Below are 22,880 nucleotides of genomic sequence, written 5' to 3'. Positions count from 1 at the left end.
AAGCAACGCTCAACCCCCTCCATTTCTCACTAAAACAATAAATCGGCCTTCGGGTCGCGGGAGACGTCTGTGCTCAAGAAAAGTGCGTTGGGCTGGCCAAAGATTGCCGGCCTTGGAATTGCGTTGGTGGTGGCCGGGCAGTTTTCCGGCTGGAACTTCGGGCTGGCGGCCGGTGGCTGGCTGAACATGCTGATCGCCACGCTGTTGATGGCCTTGCTCTGCGGTGGCCTGGCGCTCTGCGTGGCGGAACTGTCCACGGCGTTGCCCAGCGCTGGCGGCGTGTTCGTCTATGCGCAAAGCGCCTTCGGGCCATTCGTGGGTTATCTGGTGGGTGTCGCTTGCGCGTTGGCGCTGACCATCGGCACCGGCGCGGCAGCGACCTTCATTTGCGCCTACACCGAGTCGATTTTCGGCCTCGGCGGCTGGCCGGTGAAGATCGCCCTGTTCGTCGTGATCATCGGCATCCACCTGCGCGGTGTCGGCGAAGCCATGGGCCTGACGTTCATCGCCGGGGTGATCGCCGTGGTCGCCCTGCTGACCTTCGGCGTGGCCATGGCGCCTCACGTCGAGCTGTCCAACCTGCTGGCCTTGCCGGCCAATGTCGCCACACCGGTGAGCCTCGGCGGCATCTTCGCCTGCGTGCCCTTCGCCATCTGGCTGTTCATCACGGTCGAGCAGACCGGCTCGGCGGCGGAAGAAGCGGACAACCCCGGGCGCACCATGCCGCGCGGCATTCTCGCGGCGATTGGTACTTTGCTGGTGACCGCGCTGGTCGTTCTGGTGTGCGCACCGGGTGCCGGCGGCGTCGAGCTGGTGGGTTCGGCGGGCGACCCGTTGTACGCGGCGATGTCCAGCAACAGCGCGTTCGGTGAAGGCTCGTGGCTGGCCAAGGTGATTGGCTGCGGCGGCGTGTTCGGTTTGATCGCGACCTTCTTCTCCCTGGTCTACGCCGCGTCCCGGCAACTGTTCGCCATGGCCCGCGACGGCCTGTTCCCGCAGTGGCTGGGCAAGACCGGCCAGCGCGGCACGCCATTCCCTGCCCTGCTGTTGATCGGCGCCATCGGCCTGCCGTTGTCCGCCATCGACCCGGCCACGGTGATGCTCGCCGTCGTGCTGCTGCTCAACGTTTGCTACCTGTTCATCTTCGGCGCGTACCTGCGCATCAAGACCAGCCAGCCGGACCTGCCACGCCCTTTCAGCCTGATCGGCGGAAAACTGGTCGCCTGGCTGGGCCTGGCGTTGACGCTCGTGGTGATCGCCGCCTGCTTCCAGCTCGACGTCAAGATGCTGATCGCCCTCGCCGTCACCTTCGCCCTGTGCATTTTCAACTTCCTGCTGCGCACTCGCCGCACCACCGTCATCGAGGTTCCAGACCATGCCTGACACTCTCCTGCAACGCCGCCACCGCGTCCTCGGCAGCGCCTCGCCACTGTTCTACGACAAACCGCTGCACCTGGTGCGCGGTGAAGGCGTGTGGCTGTTCGACGTCGACGGTCGCCGCTACCTGGACGTGTACAACAACGTACCCTGCGTGGGTCACTGCAACCCGCAGGTGGTCGAGGCGATGCACCGCCAGGCGACCACGCTGAACATCCACACGCGCTACCTGGATGAGCAGGTGGTGCGCTACGCCGAACGCCTCACCGCGACCTTCGCCCAGCCGCTGGACACCGCGATGTTCACCTGCACCGGCACCGAGGCCAACGAGCTGGCGCTGCGCCTGGCGCGTTTCGCCAGTGGCGGCACCGGGATCATCGTCAGCGACTACAACTACCACGGCAACTCGGCGTCGCTGGCCGAAGTCACCACCGCCCTGCCCTCGCCGGAACCCTTCGCCGCCCATGCCCGCGCCGTGCCGATCCCCTGCCTGTACCGCGCCCCCGCCGGCACCAGCGAAGCGCAACTGGCCGAGGAATATGCGGCCAATATCGCCGCGGCGATTGCTTCGATGCAGGCCCAGGGCATTCGCCCGGCAGCGCTGCTGATCGACACCCTGTTCGCCAACGAAGGCTTGCCGCGAGTGCCGGCCAGCTTCGTCGCCAAGGCCGCGGAGTTGATCCGCGCGGCGGGCGGCCTGTTCATCGCCGACGAGGTGCAATCCGGGTTCGGTCGCACCGGCGATCACCTGTGGGGGCATCAGGCCCATGGCGTCACGCCGGACATCGTCACCCTCGGCAAGCCCATGGGTAACGGTTATCCGCTGGCCGGCCTGATCACTCACAAGGCACTGGTCGAATCCTTTGGCCGCAACGCCATGTACTTCAACACCTTCGGCGGTTCGCCAGTGGCGGCTGCGGTGGGCATGGCGGTGCTGGACGTGATTGAACAACAGCAACTGCTGCACAACGCGCAAGACGTGGGCGCCTATGTGCAACAGCGTTTGCAGGTACTGGCCGGCAAACACTCGATCATTGGCGATGTGCGCGGCAAGGGCCTGTTTTTCGCCATGGAACTGGTGCGTGATCACGCCAGCAAGGATCCCGCCGGGCTGGAAGCACGCAAGGTGGTCAACGACATGCGTGAAAACGGCGTGCTGATCAGCAAGATCGGCGCCGGTGACAACATCCTCAAGCTGCGCCCGCCGCTGGTGTTCGGCCGCGATCACGCCGACCTGTTCGTCGACACCCTGGACCAGGCACTGAGTGCGATTTGAGGAGCTGACATGACGCAATTCCATACCTTGAGCCACGACCAACAGGTCGCTCATTTGCACGACCTGGCGCGCCACGCCCTGCAACACTGGGACGGCGATTTCGCCGACATCGAACTGGTCAAGTTCCGCGAGAACGCCGTGTTCTCCGCCTGGCGCCACGACGGCCAGCGCGTGGCCCTGCGCATCCACCGCAACGGCTACCACTGCGAAGCAGCCTTGCGTTCCGAGCTGTTGTGGATGGAGGCGCTGGAAGGCGCCGGCATTACCGTGCCGCAGATCATTCGCGCCCAGGACCAGCGCCATCTGATCGAAGTGAGCCATGCCGATGTCGGTGAGCGCCATGTCGACATGCTCGCCTGGCTGCCCGGCGCCACCGCTGGCACTTCCGAGTCTGGCGTGCAGGCGGACACTGAAATCGATTTCCTGTTTGCCGAAGCCGGGGCGATTGCCGCGCGCATTCACCTGCATTCGGCCCATTGGCAGCAGCCGGACGAGTTCGTCCGGCATGCCTGGGATGAGGAAGGCTTGATCGGCGCCAACCCGTTCTGGGGGCGTTTCTGGGAGCTGGCACAGCTGAGCGACGAGCAACGCGAGTTGCTGCAACAGGCGCGACGCCAGGCGCGCCGGGACTTGCGCCAATACGGCCGGCACCTGGACAACTTCGGCATGATCCACGCCGACCTGGTGCCGGAGAACCTGCTGATCGAAGGCCCGAGCCTGCGCCTGATCGACTTTGATGATGCCGGTTTTGGCTGGCACATGTTCGAGCTGGCCACGGCGCTGTACTTCTGCCTGGATGACCCGCGCTACGAGCAAATCAAGGCGGCGCTGCTTGAGGGGTATCACGCGGTGAAACCGCTGGCCGAGGCGGATCGGCAGACGCTGGCGCTGTTTTTATTGCTGCGAGGCACCACGTATCTGGGCTGGATTCATACCCGCCAGGGCACGCAGACAGCGATTGAAATGGCGCCGATGTTGATTGAGCGGGCTTGTAAACTGGCTCGGGAGTATTTGCAGGTCTGATAGACCGCTTTCGTCGGAACGCCGCCCGGAGCAAGCCCGCTCCCACAGGTACTGCGCCGTGTGGGAGCGGGCTTGCTCGCGAAGGGGCCGGCACCTACAACAAGCATTTCACCTGACACGCACCACAAATGTAGGAGCTGCCGAAGGCTGCGATCTTTTGATGTTGCTTTTAACAACAACATCAAAAGATCGCAGCCTTCGGCAGCTCCTACCACAGCAATTCTCAGCAGGTTGCGGCAGCGTGCTCCAGTCGATGGAACAAGCGGTTGAAGTACACCAGGCTGTCGCCCTGCTCGCGCACGCCCACCTTCTCCAGCTCCACGAACATCACCGAATGCGAGCCCACTTCCTTGCACTCGCTGATCCGCCCTTCCAGTTGCACCAGGGCGTCGCGCAGCACCGGCACTTCAGCGGCGCCGTCGTCCCACAGGTCCCAGGCAAAACGCTCGGCCATCGGCACTTTGGTCATGCCGGCGAAGTGCCGGGCCAGTTCTTCCTGCTCGCCGCACAGCACGTTGACGCACAGCCGGCCGTTGGCGCGGAACACGTCATGGGTGGCGCTGTTGCGGTTGACGCACACCAGCACGGTCGGTGGCGAATCGGTCACCGAGCACACGGCGCTGGCGGTGATGCCGCAGCGGCCGCCCGGGCCATTGGTGGTGATGATGTTCACCGCCGCAGGCAGCTGCGCCATGGCGTTGCGAAAGTCGATTTGCTGCTGGCTCAGGTCGGCCATGTCGATGCCCCTTCCTTCAGGAGGACCGCGATCGAAGCGGTCCGTAGGTGATGGATCTAGAGTACGGCCGGGCACCGGCTCCAACCATTCTGACGATCACCACACCGAGCTAGGCTTTCCGCTAGTCGACTAGGTGGTTTCTTTATCGCAAGGGCCGGTGACAGTGGGTATCCTGCTATCTGGCTCCGAAAAGACGAGCCGATGTGCGCCGCGCGTGTTCGCGTGCGATAACAATAAATAGAATTTCTCGTGGCAGCCCCTGATGCAAACCCGCAAACCGATTGTTTACATCGTTGACGACGACAAGGACCTGCGCACTTCACTGGCCTGGCTGCTGGAGTCGGTCAGCGTGCAGGCGCAATGCTTTGCCGGCGCCGAAGAGTTCCTCAGCCAGTACGACCCGCGGCAACCGGCGTGCCTGGTGCTGGACGTGCGCATGCCGGAAACCAGCGGTTTCCAGCTGCAGGAGATCCTCAACCAGCGCGGCAGCACCTTGCCGACCATTTTCGTCTCGGCCCATGGCGACATCCCGATGTCGGTGACGGCGATGAAGAATGGCGCGCTGGACTTCGTCGAGAAGCCCTACAACCCGCAGCAGATGATCGACCGCATCCAGGCCGCGCTGAAGACCGCCGTGCACGCCCAGGCCGACCAGGAGCAGCGCCAGAACCTGCAAGGCAAACTGGCCCTGCTGACCAGCCGCGAGCGCGAAGTGCTGATGCTGGTGATCGATGGCAAGGCCAGCAAGGTGATTGCCCGGGAACTGAACATCAGCGTGAAAACCGTGGATGTGCACCGCACCAAGATCAAGGAAAAGATGGGCGTGACCAGCATTGCCATGCTGGTGCGCGAGGTGCTGCATTTGCCGGCGGAGGAGCCGGCGCGGCATTGAGATGGGGGGTTAGAGGTTTAGCTCTTCGCAAAAGCTGAAGCCGCCTTCGCGAGCAAGCCCGCTCCCACATTGGATTTGCGTACGACGCCGATCAAATGTGGGAGCGGGCTTGCTCGCGAAAGGGCCGGCAGATTCAACATCAATTCTGGCTATAGCGCTTGCGGTAAGCCCCCGGCGATACGCCGAAGCGCGATTTGAACGCCGAGGAAAAGTAGCTGGAGTCGGAGAAGCCCCAGGCATAGCACAGCGCCGACAGCTTCTGCTCGACATCGCTGCGGCGCAGGTTTTGCGCGCAGAAGTCCAGGCGCCGATGCTTGATGTATTGCGCCACCACCAGCCCGCGCTTGGAGAACATCCGGTACAGCCCGCGTACCGACACCCCGACCTCCCGGGCGATCAGCTCGGGGCAGAGCTCTTCGTCGCTGATGTGTTCGTCGATGAAGGCGATGATCTTGCGAAATTGCCGCTCGTGGGCATCGCCAGCGCTGTCGCGGGCGCTGACGCCAGGCAACAGCAGGCTGACCAGGGCGTCGAGCACGGCTTCGCTTTCCTGCATCTCCAGCCCTTCCTGCTGACGAGTCTCAAGCACCAGCTTGTTGGCCATCGCCGCCAGCGGGCTGCTGGCGCCGATGCGCGTGGCGCAGTTCACCGCCGTGAAGTGCGAACCCCGCTCCACCACCTGGCGCGGCAGGATCAGCGACAGCTGCCTTGAATCGTCGTTGTAGGTCATGTCGCTGGGACGGCTGGCGTCGATCAGGGCGATGTCGCCACAGCCCAGTTGCGCACGGTTGTCGCCCTGCTCCAGCTGCGAACTGCCGCGCATCTGGAACACCGCGTAGTAGTGGCCGTCGCTGCTGACGCTGACGTCCTTGCTGCTGCGATACAGGTGCACGTGCGCCATGTCGACCACGCTGAGCTTGATCGCGCCGCTGCGAAATTCTGCCAGCTCGCCATAAAAATCAGTGTCCAGCGCGCGCGCATCGAAACGCCCGCAGGCCTGGTTTACCTGGCTCAGCCAGGTTTCGAACGCCTCATTGCGCACCGCCGATGCTGTAATCATGTCCGCAAAGCCTCACGTGTTTTTGTTGTTATTTTCCGGCCGCTTCGTCGAGCGGCTCGTTAAAAATGATTCGTACTCCAGCCATCCCTCCCTCGATGGCCGCCGGGCGCCCATTCAACAGGCTCCGGCGTCGGCTTTCCAGCGTGGAAAGCCCTTAAATGTCCAATACCAGACGAGCGGAAAGCGCCCGTGAGACGCAGGCGCAAATCTGCTTGTTGGACGCCTTTTCCTTGTTCGACAGGCAGTTGTCACGGTGCTCCGGCAAGCCGTCCAATACCTCCACGATGCACGTGCCGCAGATGCCTTCGCGGCATTCGGTGTCGATGTCGCAACCGTGGGCCTGGAGCACGTCGACCAGGCTGGTGTTGGCCGGCACGTGAAGCACCACGCCGGAGCTGGCCAGTTCCACTTCGAAACTGCCGGTCGGCGCGCTGTTGGCCGCAGGATCTGCCGCGAAATGCTCAAGGTGAATGGCGTCGTCGCAACGGCTGCGCGCCGCCACTTCCACCACCTTGTTCATGAACGGCGCCGGGCCGCAGGTGTAGACGTGGGCTTCGGGGCCGGCACGGTCCAGGCATTCGCTCAAGGCGGCGTCCAGATCGGCGGGTTCGACGCCGTAATGGAACGACACGTTGTCGGCAAAGTTCGTCGCCAGCAGCTCGGTGAACGCGGCGTACTCGGCCGAACGGGCGAAGTAGTGCAGGCGATACGGCTGGCCGCTTTCCGCCAGACGATAGGCCATGCTCAGCAGCGGCGTCACGCCAATGCCGGCGGCGAACAGCACGTGTTCGCTGGCGGCCTCATCGAGGCGGAAGAGATTGCGCGGTGCGCCCATCTCCAGCTCCATGCCCTCTTCTACCTGCTCGTGCAAGGCCTGCGATCCGCCGCGCGACTGCGCTTCCTTTTTCACCGCCACCAGATAGGCGCGGCGATCCCGGGGCGGGCTGCACAGGGAATACTGGCGGGTCACGCCCGTCGGCCCGGTAAGGTCGACGTGAGCACCCGGCTCATAGGTGTCGAGCGGCTGGCCGTCACTGCGCACGAGGCGAAAGGAACGGATATCCAGCGCTTCGTCGACGATCCTTTCGATCTTCACCTTCATCATTGCATCACCTGAATACTGTTATTTCGGTTAAACACATTGCTTGAACCACGGCCCCTGTAGGAGCTGCCGAAGGCTGCGATCTTTTGAGCTTGCTTATGAAAATAAAAAGATCGCAGCCTCGTAGCACTCGACAGCTCCTACAGGGGTTGTTTCGGGATCAGCGCATGAACAAGCCGCCGTTGATGTCCAGGCACGCGCCCGTCACGGAGGTGGCGTTATCGGCAATCAGCAGCAACACGCTGTCGGCGATGAACGTCGGGTCGCCGAGGGTGCCCGCCGGGATCATCTTCATAATCTGTTCCAGGCGCTCCGGGGCCACGGTTTCGCGCACCACCGGCAAGTCCAGCGGGCCTGGCGAAATGCTGTTGACCGTCACCCCTTGCGGCGCCAGTTCGCGGGCAAAGACCTTGGTCAGCGTCGCCACGCCACCCTTGGCCGCCGCGTAATGCGCGCCGGTGGCGGTGCCGCCGTTCTGTCCGGCCAGCGAGGCGATGTTGACGATGCGCCCGAAGCCACGCTCGGCAAAGTGTGCGCCGAACACCTGGCAGGCGACGAAGGTGCCGCGCAGGTTGATCGCCATCGACTCGTCGAACTCTTCGGGCGTGATGTCCATCAATGCCGCGACCTTCGACACGCCGGCGTTGTTCACCAGGATGTCGCTGCCGCCCCAACGCTCAGTCAGCAAGTCGCGGGCGCGGACAAAATCCGCCTTGCTGCGCACATCCAGTTCGATGGCCATGGCGCTGGCGCCGCTGCTATCGAGTTCCAGCGCCAGGCGTTGCACGCCTTCAATCTGCACATCGGCCAGACCGACGCGATACCCCGCCGCATGCAGACGGCGGGCGATATGCTCGCCCAGTCCGCGCGAGGCACCTGTGACCAAGGCTACTCGACTCATGATGTTGCCCTCACAGAAGGAAGCCGAGCGCGCTCAGGCTGTCGGTGGAGTTGATCAGGCGCACAACCTTGCGCTCCAGGCTCGGCACGCCGTCGGTGAAGCGGATGCGGTGGTTCAGGTCGGCCACGAACGGCGTGTGCACGCCACGCTTGTAGGCGTACAACAACTGCGCCGAATTGACTTCGACGATGTCGCCGGCCGCTTCCACCAGGCGGAAACGCGAGACGGTGCGGATGGTTTTCGCCGCGTCCACCGCCGACGGCGAGTAGCCGGCGGTCAGGCGTTCGATGCGCAGGTCACGCATGCGCGCGTCGTCGTAGGCGTAGTTCAGCGTTGCTTCGAAATCTTCGGTGTCCGGGTCGATCGGCACGATGTACTTGCCGCTGTCGCTCCACAGGGTCGCCCACTCGGCGTAGTTCTTGTGGTCCAGCAATTCGGCTTCGCGCCAGATGAATTCGATGGCCTGGGCCAGCGGGCCGGAAAAACCGTTCAGGGTGTCGTGATTGCTCATTGGCTCATCATCCTTTTCCACATGTCGTAGGCACCGCGCATGCCGCCTTCGTCGGTGGCGTGGCTGACTTTGTCACCGTTCTCGGCGGTGACTTCGCGGTTCAGGCCGCGGTTGACCAGGATCGGTGCGTCAACGCCGGCATAGGAGCCGCGCTGCACGCGGTCCCAGGCCTCGGCGTCGTCGGGGCTGCCGAAACCGAACGGGCCCTGGAAGTGTTCGTGAATGCGCATGCGCTCGCGGTTGGCGATTTCCGGGCCGCCGTCCATGCCCAGGGCCACGTGGCGGATTTCCGTTTCGGTGACCGACACCGGACGCAGCACGCGGAAGAACGACATCGACATGGCCACGTTGGGGAACAGGTTCAGGTTGAACCCGGCGCCGTGCAGCGAACGCACGATGCGGCGCACCTGTGCAGGCTCCATGGTTTTCGACAGTTCTTCGGTGACGTGGGCGAAGCGCTCTTGCAGTTGCTCGGTGCCGTCGTCGTGATCCAGGTCGACGTGCTCCGGCACCATCACCATCACGCTGTGGCCGTTGCCCAGCGAGTGGGTCACGGCTTGCTCGTCGGTCATGAACGAGAGCATTTCCGAGGTTTCTTCATCCACCGACGACATGAACGACTTGTGCACGATCGGGAAGTGGTAACCGTCGGTGGTGTTTTCCAGCTGGATCTTCCAGTTGCCCTTGAAGCTGAACTTGTGTTCGCCCTGGGTCTTGATCGGATAACCGGCGCCCTGCTTCATGAACAGGTCCATCCAGTGCTTGGCGCCGCCAAGGAAATCTTCCAGCGGTTCGATCTCGTCGTTGTAGCTGGCGAAGACCATGCCCGCGTAGCTCTCGACGCGCAGGCTGGTCAGCGGCAGCTCGGATTTTTCCAGAATGCCTTCGTAGCCGTCCGGGTATGGCAGCGCACGCAGCTTGCCGTCCAGGCCGTAGGACCAGCTGTGGTACGGGCAGGTGAAACCGGTGGCGTTGCCCTTGTGCTTCTCGCACACAGTCGCGCCACGGTGGCGGCAACGGTTTTCCAGGACGTTGATGTTGTTCTTCTTGTCGCGCACGACGATCACCGGGCGACGGCCGATCATCGCGGTCTTGAAGTCGCCGCTGTTGCGCACTTCGCTTTCGTGGGCAACCCACACCCAGGTGCGGTAGAAAATCTTGTCCAGCTCGGCTTCGAACAGTGCCGGATCGTTGTACAGCGAGACGTCGACGCGGTCGTGCTGGACCAGGTCTTCGGGGCTTTTCGACGTTGCGATCAGCCGGTATTCATGAGTGCTCATGCGGTTCTCCTCATGGCTTATTTTTATGATTTCGTTTTAGAGACTGCTGGCGATCAACCGGCCATGCTCTGTTGCAGCTGCGCACCAAAGGCGCAGACCAGTTCGTCCTGGCCTTTACGGCCAACAATTTGCAGGCCGACTTTCAGCCCGCCGCAATCGAGTTCCACCGGCACCGTCAGCGCCGGATGGCCGCTGAGGTTGAAAGGTCGTACCAGCGGGGTCATGCCGGCCACGGCCTTGCTGCCAGCGCGGGCTTCGCTCAGGGTTGGCGGCAGGCTTGGCAGCGTCGGCAGCAACAGCACCGCGAACTCTTCCAGCGCTGCATCCACCTGCCGGGTAAAACGGGCGCGCACGGCTTCGGCCAGGGCCAGTTCTTCGCGCGTGGTGCGACTGGCAGCCAGCAAACGGGTTTCCACGTCGGCACCGATCAGGCCCTGGCCGGTCAGGTGACCGAACGCGGCCCAGTTTTCAACATTGATCACGGTCAGGCCGGCGGTGAATGCGGCTTCGAATTCGCTCAGGTGCAGGCTGCTGCGACGCCAGCCTGCACGGTCGGCGGCGGCGCCCAGACTGGCTTGCAGGTGCGCGTCGCAGGCCACTTCGATAAAGCCGACTTTGGCGCCGTCACCGGGCAGGCCCTGAGCGGTGAAGCCCGGGCAAATCACCTGCATGGCCGCGATCAGGTCGTCCATGGTTCTCGCGAACGGGCCGACGCAATCGAGACTGGATTCCAATGGATGCGCGCCGACGCGACTGACACGACCATAAGTCGGCTTGAGCCCGGCAACGCCGCAGCACGCCGCCGGCACCCGCACCGAACCACCGGTGTCGGTGCCGATGGCGATGTCGGCCAGGCCGGCGGCGACGGCCGAGGCCGAACCGCTGGACGAACCGCCCGGCACCCGATCAGGCGCTTGCGGGTTGACCGGCGTGCCGGTCCAGTCGTTGATGCCGGTTACGCCAAAGGCCAGTTCATGCAGGTTGGTCTTGCCGACGATCTGCCAGCCAGCGTTGATAATCGCGTCCACCACCTCAGCGTTTTGGGTCGCTGCCGGTGCATCGGCGAAGGCGCGGCTGCCCGAGCGGGTCGGGTAGCCGGCGATGTCGATGGAGTCCTTGATGGCAACGCGCTTGCCGTTGCCACCGAGGAGGAATTCGCTGATGAAGGTGCTCATACGCTCAGCTCCTGGTTGAAGAGGCGTTGCGTGCGGAAATGCGCGATCAGCCAGGTGCCGTCGACGCAGCGAAAATCGATGTTCAGGCGGGTGCCGAACATTTCAGTGCGGCCATCGGCGTAGGTGGAAATCTGCTGCATGATCCACTGCCCCTGCGCCGTGTTGCCGTCGACCGCAATCCACTCGCTGGTGAGGTAGTGCAGGTTCAGCCGGAAGTGATCCGACGGCGGCAGGTAGCCGCCGACGAAAGCGGCCACGGCCTCGCGTCCACGATGCTGGCCGAAGGTCTGCGCAGTCTCGCGCCCCACGCCTTCCCAGATCGCATCGAGGCAGAACAACGCCGCCAGTTCGCTGACTAGGGCCTGCGCCCTCGGCACATCGCACAGGTCCATGTAGCGCGCCATCAGGCGGCGCACTGCACTTTCCCCTTCCAGCGTCGCCAGACGCTGCAGCAAGGCCTCGTTCATGGCTTACACCTTGGCCGCGTCGGGAATGGTCAGCGGGCGACCGATGCGCGCTTCGACCTTGGCGTAGCGCCACAGGCTGTACTCGTTCACCGGCGTGGTGCGGAACAGGTTGCAGGCGTCGATCACCGACTGGTGGCAGTCGACGTCGGCCATGATGTACACGGTCCAGGGCGATGTGGTGGACGGGCCGACCATCAGGCGGTCGTCATCCATGGCGCCGAGCACGTTGATGCCGGGCATTGCACCGAGGTCCGCCATCATCCGGCTGAAGCCTTTCCACACGCTCAGGCCTTCGCCGGTGGGCAGGTCGAAAAAGTTCTGGGTGATGCCGATGCAGAAGACGACGCGCAACGGTTCCTGGGTAGCTTGGGACATGTTGTAGATCCTTAATCAAATAATGAAATTCAGATGTAGCCAGGGAACGGCGGCACGCCGAGGAACACCGAGCCGGCGCCGTCGTACAGCCCTTCGCTGAGGAAGGCGTGCTGGGTCACCACCATCGAGTCGCGCAGGTAGCGTTGCAGCGGATGGCGCAGGTAGATGGCGGTGGTCCCGGCCAGGCTGTAGGCGCTTTGCACCACGGCGGCACCGGCCTGGGACGCGTGGATCGCGGACAGGCGCAACAGGCTGGTCTGCTCAGGCGTGACCGGGTTGCCGGCCAGGATCGAGTCCCACACCTGTTCGGTGGTGTTGTAGAAGAACCCGCGAGCGGCGCTGAGCCTGGCTTCGGCCTTGGCGATTTCAATACGAACGTAGGCGCGGTCGGCCATTTTCGGTGCACCGGTGATGCCACCGCCGCCGGCCATGCGGCTGACTTCATCGAGGGCGGCACGGGCCAGGCCGAGGTTGACCACCGCCAGCACTTGCGCGGCGTAGGCAATCGACGGGTAGCGGAACAGCGGTTCATCAATGGTTGCAGCCCCACCCCTGATAAACGTCCAGCGCTCATCGATGTGCTTGTTGGTCACGCGCAGGTCATGGCTGCCGGTGCCCTTGAGGCCGACCACGTCCCAGTTTTCGACGATCTCGACCTGGTCCGGGCGGAACACGGCGGTGCGTGGCTTGCCGCCTGCCGCGCCGATGCCGACACCGAGCAAGTCGGCGCCTTTGCAGCCGCTGGCGAATTTCCAGGTGCCGTTGACCTGCCAGCCTCCGTCGACGGCTTCGGCCGGTTGCAGCGGGAACAGGCCGCCGGCGAACACCAGGTCCGGGCTGTCGGCGTAAATTTCAGCCAGGGTTTCTGGCGGCAAAGCGGCGAGATAGACACCGGCGCTGCCAAAACTGGCGACCCAGCCGGCGGAACCGTCGGCTTCGGAAATGCGTTCGATCAGTTGCAAGAACTGTGCAGGCGCCAATGCATCGCCGCCGTAGCACTTCGGCGTGGCGGCGCGATAGATCCCCACCTGCTTGAAGCGCTCGATCATGTCCCGTGGCACGTGGGAGACGCTGTCGAATTCGTCGCGACGTTGGCGCACTTCATCCAGCACTTGCTGGAATGCCAGGCTGTCGACGACAGGCTCGTCAACGCCGACCGGGGCGTCTTGTTGCGCAACCGCTGAACGCAGCATGGGCTTTCTCCGTTTTGCTTATTGTTTGGTGGGGTAACCGCGTGCCGCTCTTCGTAGGGGATCGGCGTCACCCTTGCATTGCGGTCCAGTGTAAAAACCGCGTCCCGGCGCAACTATTGGTGCGTGCAGCCCCCCGACTAAAGAAAACCCCTAGACCGCCCCCGGTTACCTCTGAGCGCATCACCGGGCGCGAGCCGGTATAAAAAGCCATACTTCCGGTTCCACCGGTCACCCCCCCTGCCGCCAAGGGCTGCGCGATGTACTTGCCAAAACACAACGACTTTTTCACCCTGATCGAAGCCATGCCGCTGTGCATCATTCTTCATGATGCCCACAGCAAGGAGATCCTCTGGGCCAACGCCGCCGCCCTGGCGGCGCTGGGTTTCACCCTCGAAGAACTCACCCCGCTCAAGGCCCCGGACATGACCCGCGACGCGCCCAAGTACCGGCGTTCGGTGGGGCTGCGCTGGCTCGAAGGCGCCGCGCGCACGGGCCAGCGCGCCATCGAGTGGTGCTATCGCTCCAAGCAGGGCGTGGAAATCCTGTCCGAGGCGGTGGCGACGCTGGTGCACCTGGAAGGCCGCGATGTGCTGATGGTGCAGTTCCGCGACATCTCCAAGGAAGACAAGGTCAAGCGCGACCTCAAGCGTTTCGAAAGCCGGCTCAAGGCGTTCATGCAGGACCTGGCCGAAGGCGTGGCGGTGCTGGGGCCCGAGGGTGAAATACGATTTATCAGCGACTCCGGGGCGCATTTGCTCAACAGCGATGTGCACAAGCTGATCGGCAAGAATTTCCTCCAATGGTGCGACGACGCTTCCCGCCAGCGCCTGTTAAAGCAACTGTCCAACGAAACGCCCGAACACCTGCCGTTCAGCGTGCACTACAAGCTGCAACGGCTTGACGGTGCGTGGCGCTGGCACGACGCGACCTGCCGATTCATTGAGATCGAAGACGATCTGGTGGGGCATCTGCTGCTGTTTCGCGACGTCACCGAACAGGTGCAAGCCGAAGAAGCCCGCCGGGTCAGCGAACAGAAAATCGAATACCTGGCGCGCTACAACGCCATGGGCGAAATGGCCGTGGCCATTGCCCACGAGTTGAGCCAACCCCTGGCCGCTACGCGCAATTTCATCGAAGGCACGCTGATTCGCCTGGGTAATGCGGGAGGCACCGACGAGGGTGTCGTCTGGGGTTTGCAAAGTGCCGTACGGCAGATCGAACACGCCTCGGTGATCATCAAGAGCGTGCGCGACTACGTGGTCAAGCTGGAGCAGAGCGAAGAACTGGTCGACCTCAACGAACTGCTGCGTGAAACCCGTTACTTCATCAGCTTGCGGGCCGATCCGAGCCTGATAAAGGTAGAAATCGTGCCGTCACCCGAGCCGCTGCGGGTGAGCTGCGAGAAGGTGCTGATTGGCCAGGTGATCCTCAACCTGGCGTTCAATGCCATCGAAGAAATGACCGACCTGCCCCTGGAACGCCGTGTGCTGCGCATTCAGGCCAGCGCCGAAAACGGCGTGGCGCGGGTGCGTATCGAAGACCGTGGGCGCGGGATTCAGGCCGAGGCGCAGGAGAAGCTGTTTGATGGTTTCTTTTCGTCCAAGGTCAGCGGCAACGGGATTGGCCTGGCGCTGTGCAAGAACATCATCGGCCGGCATCGCGGGGATATCTGGGCGCAGAACCTGGAGCCGTGCGGCGCTGTGTTCACCTTTTCCCTTCCCCTTGCAAATCCCGCCTGAAAGCAAAAGATCGCAGCCTGCGGCAGCGCCTACAGGGTTATGCGTATACCTGTAGGAGCTGCCGCAGGCTGCGATCTTATGATCTTCGCCACGACTGGCACAGATACACAAACACTTGGCAGGCAGGGCAATTCCCGAGTTGGACGGGCGAGGCACTATTCACTGGTCAGAATCTGCCCACTCACCCGCGATCCGCGTTACCAACAATTCAGGAAGTTCCCCTTATGCGAACAAACAGGATCTCCGTACAGTCAGCGCTAGGCCTGAGCCTGCTTGTACTCGGTTTGAACAGTGCCCGTGCGGAGCTGCCCGCCGATACCGGCATCGGCCAGACCACCCTGGCATTCCCGGCTGAACCGCACCGCGCGTTCGTCGTCGATGTCGAGTTCGAAAGTTTCGTCGCCGGTCGCGTCACCGTGGTCGACCCCGACCAGAAACGTGTGCTGGGCATGGTGCCGACCGGCTTTGCCGCGCCTTCGGCCCTGAGCCATGACAAGAAGACCCTCTACGCCGCCGACATCTGGTATTCCCGTGGCACCCGTGGCACCCGCACCGACGTGCTGACCGCCTGGGACACCTCGACCCTGTCGCCGGCCTGGGAAGTGCTGATCCCGAACAAGCGCGCCGAATCGCTGACCCAGCGCTACGGCCTGAAGACCAGCGGCGATGACCGTTTCGTCTACGTCTACAACTTCACCCCGTCCACCTCGGTGACCGTGGTCGATACCCAGAGCAAGGCCGTCGCCACCGAGATCGCGATTCCCGGTTGCGTACTCAACTACCCGATCGGCAAGCGCAAGTTCGCTTCGCTGTGCGGCGACGGCAGCCTGCAAGTGGTGACGATCAACGACCAGGGCCAGGAAACCGCGCGCAGCCGCACGCCATTCTTCGACCCGAACGCGGAAAAACTGGTGGAGCGTGCGGTCAACGTCGGCGACACCTACTACTTCACCACCACCACCGGCACCGTGCGCGCCGTGGATTTCAGCGCCGATGCGCCGAAGATCCTGCCGAGCTGGTCGCTGGTCACTGAAGAAGAGAAGAAAGCCGGTTGGGCGCCGGGCGGCTGGCAGCTGATGGCGGTCGCGCCGAAGCTGAACCGTTTGTACGTGCTGATGCACGACGCCCACGAACCGATGAAGTGGGAAGACCCGAGCACCCTGATCTGGGCCTTCGACCTGAAGACCGGGAAGAAAATCGGCACCCTGGAAGCGCCGGTTCCGGTGTGGAGCATGCAGGCCACCGGCGATGACAAGCCGCTGTTGCTGGGCACCGACGTCGAGGGCGGCTTGCAGATCTTCGACCTCAAGACCAACCAGCACACCGGCGCCATGGCCAAGGTCGCGAAAACCGCGACTCAGGTCATGAGCTACTAAATAGAGGTTCGGCCATGCATTCAGATCCGATCTTCATCATTGCCAGCGCCATCGCCATCGCGGTGCTGCTGGCCAGTGCCGCGACCCACAAGGTGCGGGCTCCGGCGCGCTTTCGCAAACAGCTTGCCGATTATCAACTGCTGCCCGACGCGCTGGTGCGCCCGGGCGCGCGGTTGATCCCGGTGCTGGAACTGGCCATCGCGTTCGCGTTGCTGGTGCCAGTCAGCCGTCCCTGGGCGGCGCTGAGCGCGGCGGGCCTGTTGGCGCTGTACGCCGCCGCCATCGGCATCAACCTGTGGCGCGGTCGTCGCGACATCGATTGCGGCTGTGCCGGTCCCGACCAGGCGCAACCGCTGCGCCCGGTCCTGCTGCTGCGCAACGGCGTGCTGGTGGCGCTGGCGCTGCTCGCCAGCGTCGCGCCGATCGTGCGCGACATGACTGTGTTCGATGGCTTCGTGACCCTGGCCTGCGCCACCGTCGCGCTGCTCATCTACGCCGCGGCCGATGGCCTGGCGGCGAACTCCCCTCTTCTGCTCAAATTGATTGGTAGGTAATCAAAATGGAAGGCTTGATCGTTTCCAACGTTCTGCTCTGGGTATTGCTGGTGGCCGTGGCGTTCGTCGTCATGGGCCTGGTCCGTCAGATTGGCGTGCTGCACGGCCGCCTGGCCCCGGCCGGCGCGCTGATGATGGACAAAGGCGTGGCTGTCAACGAAGCCGCCCCGCAAGTGACCGCTGCCGACCGTCATGGTCGCCCGGTGAACTTCGGTTATGCCGGCGAGAAATCGCAACTGCTGTTCTTCCTCTCGCCGACCTGCCCGATCTGCAAGTCGCTGCTGCCGGCGATCAAATCCATCGCCAAGGAACAAGCCAGCACCCTTGATGTGGTGTTCGTCAGCGATGGTGACATGGACGCCCAGCAAGCGCTGATTCGCGAACACAAACTGGAAGACGCCACTTACGTGGTCGGTCCGGAAGTGGGCATGACCTATCAGATCGGCAAGCTGCCGTACGCCGCGCTGATCGACAAGTCCGGCACCTTGCGCGCCAAAGGCCTGGTGAATTCACGCGAGCACCTGGACAGCCTGTTCGAGGTCGAGCACTTGAAGCACGCCACGCTGCAGCAGTACCTCAATGCTCAGCCTCAAGAGCATAACCCTCACAACCACGACCACAGCCACGGCCATAGCCACTGATAAGGCAGGGAGACCTTCATGAAACTGCTGGATCTGTTGTTCGAGCGCTCCTCGCGCCGTGTTGCCGACACCACTTCGCGCCGCAAACTGCTGGCTCGCATGGGCTCGCTGATCGTGGCCGGTGCCGCCCTGCCCGTGCTGCTGCCGCTGGACCGTACCAGCAAGGCACTGGCCGCCACTGACCCGAAAGCCGGCGACCCTGGCGATCCGAACAGCTGCGACTACTGGCGCTACTGCTCCATCGACGGCTTTCTGTGCAGCTGCTGCGGTGGTTCGGTGACCTCCTGCCCACCGGGCACCGAGGCCTCGCAAGTCACCTGGATCGGCACCTGCCGCAACCCGGCGGACGGCAAGGACTACATCATTTCGTACAACGACTGCTGCGGTAAGCAAAGCTGCGCCCAGTGCGCCTGCACCCGTAACGACAGTGAAGAACCGGCCTACCGCCCGTTCAACAACAACGATGTGAACTGGTGCCTGGCCGCCAAATCGCACATCTACCACTGCACCGTGTCGATCATTCGCGGCGTAGCGGTTTAACGCGCAATACCGCCGGTTATTCAAGTAACCGGCGGTTTTTCTTTTCTGTAGGAGCTGCCGCAGGCTGCGATCTTTTGATCTTGATCTTTTCGATACCGCTCATGAGCAAGATTAAAAGATCGCAGCCTTCGGCAGCTCCTACGGGGTCGCCAGCAGAGGTTTTTTTATGCGCAGGTTGCTGATCCTCGGTCTTGTCTGCCTCATGACCACCCCGCTCGCCCATGCCCGGGCCATCCCCAATCCAAACCAGCAACACGCACCGGGCAACGAATCGCCGCAAACACCCATCGCCCAGGCCAATTACAGCGTCGGCGTGAACTATCAGTTGCAATGCGCCGGCTGCCATTTGGGCGATGGCACGGGTTCGGCGGCCAACGACACGCCACGGATGAAAGGTTTTGTCGGCAACTTCCTGAAAGTGCCCGGTGGCCGTGAATTTCTGGTGCGCGTGCCGGGCATGTCGCAGTCGGCGCTGAACAACGCGCAACTGGCGGACCTGCTCAACTGGCTGATGCGCGAAGACGGCATGGCGGGTGCGAGCATGCCGGCGCATTACCAGCCTTATACCGCCGAGGAAGTCATGCAATTGCGCGCGGCAACCATGCTCAACCTGCCCGGCACCCGCGCCGAATTGATCAAGGCCATGCGGGCACAGGGCATCGCCATCGACGACGGCATGAATTACTGAGCGGGATCGATGGCCGCCAGCCTGAGGGTTCGATAGGCGTCCACCAGCTGATCCTGGCTGAACGCACGATTTCGCCCGCTCGGGTTGGGCAACACCCAAACGGCGGCATTGCCGAATGTCCGGGCCTGTAGCCCCCACGCCACTTCTCGTTGCCCTGATAGCGCCGAGTACGCCGCCTTGCCGAGAAACGCCACGCAGCGTGGCGCATAACGGGCAATCTTCCCTTCGAAATCCGCTGCCGCCGCAAGAAATTCCTGCGTCGACAGTTGATCGGCCCGCGCCGTCGGTCGCTCGACCACGGCGGTCAAGCCGCACTGGTACTGCAAGATCGACCGATCGTTTTCCGGCCGCACTTCCATGGACGTGAACCCCGCCAAGTGCAAGGTGCGCCAGAAGCGATTGCCGCGCCCGGCAAAATGATGCCCCTGGGCGGCGGCCATCACGCCAGGGTTGATGCCGCAAAAAATCACCGCAAGGCGTTCGGCCAGAATGTCTTCGAGTCCTTCACTCACATCGACCTCACCCACCGCAGATCACGTTGACCGCGTTACGCGCCAGCTCGCTCAGTTCTTCACGCGGTTTGCCCGCCCGTGCACGGATCGAAATGCTGTGCAGCAAGGAAGCGGCGAGCACCGCCAGCGCGCCGGCATCGACATCGCCTTTCAATTCGCCGGACTCGATGGCCGTTCGCAGGCGCACCTCCAGATCGGAATCCAGCCGGCTGAGCCGGTCTGAGAGCACGGCGCGAATTTCCGGGTCTTCGACGGCTTCGGTGGTCGCCGTACCAATCGCAAAGCAGCCCCGCGCCGCGCCTTCGCCCGAGTAGTAAATCGACAACTGCCCCTCGTAGAAGCGCAGCAACGCGTCGCGCAGGGACATCTCGGTGTCCGCCAGCGCTGCCTGCATGTCGGCGGCGGCAAATTCCCAGTACTGCTCCAGTGCCTTGATGTACAGCGCGTGCTTGTCGCCGAACGCGGCATAGAGGCTGGGGCGGTTCATGCCGGCCGCCGTGGCGATGCTGTCCAGGGACGCGCCGGAATAGCCTGTGTTCCAGAACACACCCAGCGCTTGCTGCAGCGCGGTCTGGGGGTCGTAGGCGCGGGGCCGGCCGCGGCCTTTTCCTTCTGTCGATTTATTTTGTGCCATGTCGTACAAAACTCTTGTGAGAAGTGGGGGTGCAGGGATATTCTTACATCATCGCACAAAAAGAAGGAACCAGAAGTTCCTGAATTTCACGTTTGTTGAAGCGAAGCTCGAAACGGGTCTTGCGGCGACGAAACAAGCGAGGCGGAGCAACCCTCCTCACCGCGCACGGGTTTGCTTTCTCACAGCAATTATTCGTTTTGAGGTGTATTCGTCATGACCAAACAGTTCGATATCCCGGCTTCGCAGACCTTCGAGCACCCCGAGCGGATCAAAAAGCCGTTCAAGGAAAAGCTCCGCCCCTGGCTGATGATCGGCGTGCCTGCCCTCTTCGCCATCGTCAGCTACGCCAAATACGTGGCCGGCGAACCCTTCGTCACCACCGACAACGCCTACGCCCGGGTCGCCAAGGCCTCGATCAACACCCGGATTTCCGGGCAAGTCGTGGACATCGCGGTCGAGGACAACCAAAAGGTGCACAAGGGTGACGTGCTGTTTCGCATCGACCCCAAGCCCTTGCAGATCGCGATTGACCGCGCTCAGGCTCAACTGAGCGTTGCCCGGTTGCGTATTGATGGCCTGAAAGCCAGCTACCGCCAGCAGCAGGCGGAATTGCAGTCGGCCAAGGAGTCCGCCGACTTCGACCAGAAGGAGTTCGGCCGCAAGAAAGCCCTGGTGGCCACCGAGTTCGTGTCCCGTGCCATTTATGAGCGCGCCGAAACCGACCTGAAGATTTCCCGGCAGCGCATCGCCTCGATCGAACAACAGATCGCCAGCACCGTCGTGGCCTTGAACGGCAACCCGAACATCGAAGCCGACAGTCACCCGACGGTACGCGAAGCCAAGGCGCAACTGGACGAGGCGCAGCTGTACCTGTCCTACGCCACGGTCTACGCGCCGGCCGACGGCATCGTTGCCAAGGTCGATGATCTGCAGGTGGGCAACTACCTCAACAACGGCGCACCGGCCTTTGCGCTGATATCCGATCACGAGATCTGGGTCGAGGCCAATTTCCGTGAAACCCAGGTCACCCACATGCGCCCGGGCCAGGAAGCGACGATCAGCATCGACACCTACCCGGACCGCGTGTTCAAGGCCCACGTCACCAGCATGAGCCCCGGTGCCGGCTCGGACTTCTCCCTGCTGCCACCGGAGAACGCCACCGGCAACTGGGTGAAAGTGGTCCAGCGGGTACCGGTGCGTCTCGAACTGGATGACGCCGACCCTGCCCTGCCGCTGTTCTCCGGCACCAGCGCCACCGTGAAAGTCGACACCGGCCACCGCACGCCGTGGTGGAGCCCGCTCAAGTCGCTGTTGACCGCAGGTAACTAGTGATGAACGCCAACACGACTACAGATTCAGGTGCCGCAGGCTCGCTCAGGTTCGCTGTTCTGTTGGCGACCTGGATGCAGTCGGCGAACCTGCCGCTGCCGAACGCGGTGCTGCGGTTGATTCAAGGCTCGCTGTCGATGACCGATGACCAGGCCGGCTGGATTTTCACTGCCTACCTGGCGGCCAGCGCCATCACCCTGCCGATTGCCCAGTGGCTGGGCGCGCGCTTTGGCTTGAAGCGGGTTTATCAGGCTGCATTGGCCTTCTTCATGCTCGGCCTGCTGTTGGCTACGGTGTCGACGACGCCGCTGGAATTCATCGGAGCCCGCATCATTCAAGGCCTGGCCGCCGGTGTGTTGGGGCCATTGTCGATGGGGATTGCCCTGGAGACGCTGGCACCGGAAAAGCGCCTGAAATTCGGCGTAACCCTGACGGCAACCGTACTGTTGGGCATTGCGACCGGCCCGGCGCTCGGCGGCTGGATCGGCGAGCATTTCGACTGGCGGCCGATCTTCTACCTCAGCCTGCCGTTGTCGGCCTACATCTTCATGGTGATTGCGCTGTGGCTGGCCGAAAAGAAAGCCGACAAGGCGCCGACCTACGATTTCTTTGGCTTCACCAGTTTCACCGTGGCGATGATCAGCCTGCAAATGCTGCTCGACCGTGGCGAACGCCTGGACTGGTTCGACTCGCCGGAAATCTGGACCGAAGCGATTGCCTGTGGGCTGGGGCTGTATCTGTTCTTCGTCCACGCGCTGACCCGGAATGTGCATTTCTTCAGCAAGAGCCTGCTGCGTGATCGCAACTACGTGCTGTCGACGCTGATCTTTTTCGCCATCGGTTTCGTGCTGTTGTCGACCATGGCCCTGACCTCGCCGATGCTCGATGAAATCCTTGGCTACCCGCCAGACACCACCGGCGCCCTGACCCTGCCGCGCGGCGCGGGCATGGTGGGTGCGTTCCTGCTGACCATGCGCCTGCCGGAGCGCTTCGACCGCCGGTTGTTCGTGGCCATTGGCGTCGCGCTGGTGATCTATGCCAACTGGCTGATGCTCGGTTACTCGCCGCTGATGGACTGGCCACCGGTGGCGATTGCCGGCGCGATCCAGGGGTTCGGCATCGGCATGTCGATGGCGGCGCTGGCCAAGGTGGCGTTCAGCACGCTTGCCGCCGCCATGCGCCCGGAGGCCACCGGTCTTTACAACCTGCTGCGTACCTATGGCAGCACCCTGGGCGTGGCGATTGTGCAGATCTATTTCTTCAACAACACCCAGGCGATGCATATGGCCCTGGGCGCCAACATCACGCCCTATGGCGCCGCAGCGTCGATGTCCTTGCCGGCCCTGGAGGGGATCAACCATCTGGTGACCCACCAGGCCGCGTTCATCGCGGTGATCGACCAGTTCAAGATTTTGATGGTGGCGATGCTCGTCGTGAGCCCGCTGGTGCTGTTTCTTCGCAAACCCGCTGCGACCAACTAGTTATTGTGGAGTGTGCCC

The 22,880-nt window shown here is 63.1% G+C and carries 24 protein-coding genes; 12 read left to right on the top strand and 12 right to left on the bottom strand.

What is annotated here, in order from left to right:
- The first annotated feature begins 69 nt into the window (after positions 1-69).
- Genes F8N66_RS17905 through F8N66_RS17895 form a run of 3 tightly spaced genes read left to right on the top strand, consistent with a single transcriptional unit; the run spans position 70 to position 3,676 of the window.
- Positions 70-1,383 carry an amino acid permease gene (locus F8N66_RS17905; RefSeq protein ID WP_150771437.1) on the top strand — a complete coding sequence of 438 codons (1,314 nt, stop codon included), beginning with the start codon at positions 70-72 and terminating at the stop codon, positions 1,381-1,383.
- Positions 1,376-2,653: an aspartate aminotransferase family protein gene (locus F8N66_RS17900; RefSeq protein WP_150771436.1), complete on the top strand. Its 1,278-nt coding sequence runs from the start codon at positions 1,376-1,378 to the stop codon at positions 2,651-2,653. The genes F8N66_RS17905 and F8N66_RS17900 overlap by 8 nt, the downstream gene beginning before the upstream one ends.
- A 9-nt stretch (positions 2,654-2,662) precedes the next feature.
- Positions 2,663-3,676, top strand: a complete 1,014-nt coding sequence (locus F8N66_RS17895; protein ID WP_150771435.1) for a phosphotransferase enzyme family protein — start codon at positions 2,663-2,665, stop codon at positions 3,674-3,676.
- A gap of 223 nt (positions 3,677-3,899) precedes the next feature.
- Here F8N66_RS17895 and hpaC read toward each other — a convergent pair whose 3' ends face one another.
- Positions 3,900-4,412, bottom strand: a complete 513-nt coding sequence (gene hpaC / locus F8N66_RS17890; protein ID WP_150771434.1) for a 4-hydroxyphenylacetate 3-monooxygenase, reductase component — start codon at positions 4,410-4,412, stop codon at positions 3,900-3,902.
- Between the two features lie 262 nt (positions 4,413-4,674).
- Between hpaC and F8N66_RS17885 the strand changes: the two genes are divergently transcribed.
- Positions 4,675-5,304: a response regulator transcription factor gene (locus F8N66_RS17885; protein ID WP_150771433.1), complete on the top strand. Its 630-nt coding sequence runs from the start codon at positions 4,675-4,677 to the stop codon at positions 5,302-5,304.
- Between the two features lie 139 nt (positions 5,305-5,443).
- Here the strand turns inward: F8N66_RS17885 and feaR are convergent, their stop codons facing one another.
- The 9 genes from feaR to F8N66_RS17840 form a co-directional block, all read right to left on the bottom strand.
- Complete coding sequence (gene feaR / locus F8N66_RS17880) at positions 5,444-6,364, bottom strand: transcriptional regulator FeaR (RefSeq protein ID WP_150771432.1); 921 nt, start codon at positions 6,362-6,364, stop codon at positions 5,444-5,446.
- A 154-nt stretch (positions 6,365-6,518) separates the two neighbouring features.
- Positions 6,519-7,469, bottom strand: coding sequence for a PDR/VanB family oxidoreductase (locus F8N66_RS17875; protein ID WP_150771431.1), 951 nt, complete (start codon positions 7,467-7,469; stop codon positions 6,519-6,521).
- Positions 7,470-7,626: 157 nt separating this feature from the next.
- Entirely contained in the window at positions 7,627-8,367 is a 741-nt protein-coding gene (locus tag F8N66_RS17870; RefSeq protein WP_150771430.1) for an SDR family NAD(P)-dependent oxidoreductase, read from the bottom strand.
- 10 nt (positions 8,368-8,377) lie between these two features.
- Positions 8,378-8,878, bottom strand: a complete 501-nt coding sequence (locus tag F8N66_RS17865) for an aromatic-ring-hydroxylating dioxygenase subunit beta (RefSeq protein WP_150771429.1) — start codon at positions 8,876-8,878, stop codon at positions 8,378-8,380.
- A complete protein-coding gene (locus F8N66_RS17860; RefSeq protein ID WP_150771428.1) occupies positions 8,875-10,158 on the bottom strand; it encodes an aromatic ring-hydroxylating oxygenase subunit alpha in 1,284 nt (427 codons plus the stop codon). The genes F8N66_RS17865 and F8N66_RS17860 overlap by 4 nt, the downstream gene beginning before the upstream one ends.
- Positions 10,159-10,211: 53 nt before the next feature.
- Positions 10,212-11,333: an amidase gene (locus F8N66_RS17855; protein WP_150771427.1), complete on the bottom strand. Its 1,122-nt coding sequence runs from the start codon at positions 11,331-11,333 to the stop codon at positions 10,212-10,214.
- Positions 11,330-11,800 (bottom strand): nuclear transport factor 2 family protein, encoded by a 471-nt coding sequence (locus tag F8N66_RS17850; protein WP_150771426.1) that lies wholly within the window; start codon positions 11,798-11,800, stop codon positions 11,330-11,332. The genes F8N66_RS17855 and F8N66_RS17850 overlap by 4 nt, the downstream gene beginning before the upstream one ends.
- A gap of 3 nt (positions 11,801-11,803) precedes the next feature.
- Positions 11,804-12,175, bottom strand: coding sequence for a hypothetical protein (locus F8N66_RS17845; RefSeq protein WP_150771425.1), 372 nt, complete (start codon positions 12,173-12,175; stop codon positions 11,804-11,806).
- A gap of 29 nt (positions 12,176-12,204) precedes the next feature.
- On the bottom strand, positions 12,205-13,368 hold the full coding sequence (locus F8N66_RS17840) for an acyl-CoA dehydrogenase family protein (protein WP_150771424.1): 1,164 nt from the start codon (positions 13,366-13,368) through the stop codon (positions 12,205-12,207).
- A 257-nt stretch (positions 13,369-13,625) separates the two neighbouring features.
- Between F8N66_RS17840 and F8N66_RS17835 the strand changes: the two genes are divergently transcribed.
- From F8N66_RS17835 to F8N66_RS17810, 6 genes are all read left to right on the top strand, one after another.
- Positions 13,626-15,107 carry a sensor histidine kinase gene (locus F8N66_RS17835; RefSeq protein ID WP_150771423.1) on the top strand — a complete coding sequence of 494 codons (1,482 nt, stop codon included), beginning with the start codon at positions 13,626-13,628 and terminating at the stop codon, positions 15,105-15,107.
- Positions 15,108-15,331: 224 nt separating this feature from the next.
- On the top strand, positions 15,332-16,483 hold the full coding sequence (locus F8N66_RS17830) for an amine dehydrogenase large subunit (RefSeq protein WP_150771422.1): 1,152 nt from the start codon (positions 15,332-15,334) through the stop codon (positions 16,481-16,483).
- A gap of 14 nt (positions 16,484-16,497) precedes the next feature.
- On the top strand, positions 16,498-17,037 hold the full coding sequence (locus tag F8N66_RS17825; protein ID WP_150771421.1) for a MauE/DoxX family redox-associated membrane protein: 540 nt from the start codon (positions 16,498-16,500) through the stop codon (positions 17,035-17,037).
- A gap of 5 nt (positions 17,038-17,042) precedes the next feature.
- Entirely contained in the window at positions 17,043-17,678 is a 636-nt protein-coding gene (mauD, locus tag F8N66_RS17820) for a methylamine dehydrogenase accessory protein MauD (RefSeq protein WP_150771420.1), read from the top strand.
- Positions 17,679-17,696: 18 nt separating this feature from the next.
- Positions 17,697-18,218, top strand: a complete 522-nt coding sequence (locus F8N66_RS17815; protein ID WP_008062110.1) for a methylamine dehydrogenase light chain — start codon at positions 17,697-17,699, stop codon at positions 18,216-18,218.
- A gap of 166 nt (positions 18,219-18,384) precedes the next feature.
- Positions 18,385-18,906 carry a cytochrome C gene (locus F8N66_RS17810; protein ID WP_150771419.1) on the top strand — a complete coding sequence of 174 codons (522 nt, stop codon included), beginning with the start codon at positions 18,385-18,387 and terminating at the stop codon, positions 18,904-18,906.
- Here the strand turns inward: F8N66_RS17810 and mug are convergent.
- The gene (gene mug / locus F8N66_RS17805; protein WP_150771418.1) at positions 18,900-19,418 is read right to left on the bottom strand and encodes a G/U mismatch-specific DNA glycosylase; all 519 of its coding nucleotides are present in this window, start codon (positions 19,416-19,418) and stop codon (positions 18,900-18,902) included. The two genes, F8N66_RS17810 and mug, sit on opposite strands and share 7 nt — an antisense overlap.
- A gap of 7 nt (positions 19,419-19,425) precedes the next feature.
- A complete protein-coding gene (locus F8N66_RS17800) occupies positions 19,426-20,052 on the bottom strand; it encodes a TetR/AcrR family transcriptional regulator (protein WP_150771417.1) in 627 nt (208 codons plus the stop codon).
- 213 nt (positions 20,053-20,265) lie between these two features.
- Between F8N66_RS17800 and F8N66_RS17795 the strand changes: the two genes are divergently transcribed.
- Entirely contained in the window at positions 20,266-21,381 is a 1,116-nt protein-coding gene (locus F8N66_RS17795) for an HlyD family secretion protein (RefSeq protein ID WP_150771416.1), read from the top strand.
- Positions 21,382-21,383: 2 nt separating this feature from the next.
- Positions 21,384-22,862, top strand: coding sequence for a DHA2 family efflux MFS transporter permease subunit (locus F8N66_RS17790; protein WP_150771415.1), 1,479 nt, complete (start codon positions 21,384-21,386; stop codon positions 22,860-22,862).
- The last annotated feature ends 18 nt before the right edge of the window (positions 22,863-22,880 follow it).

Source organism: Pseudomonas fluorescens, assembly GCF_902498195.1.
Classification (GTDB): domain Bacteria; phylum Pseudomonadota; class Gammaproteobacteria; order Pseudomonadales; family Pseudomonadaceae; genus Aquipseudomonas; species Aquipseudomonas fluorescens_BU.
This window is presented reverse-complemented; position numbering and strand designations above follow the sequence as displayed.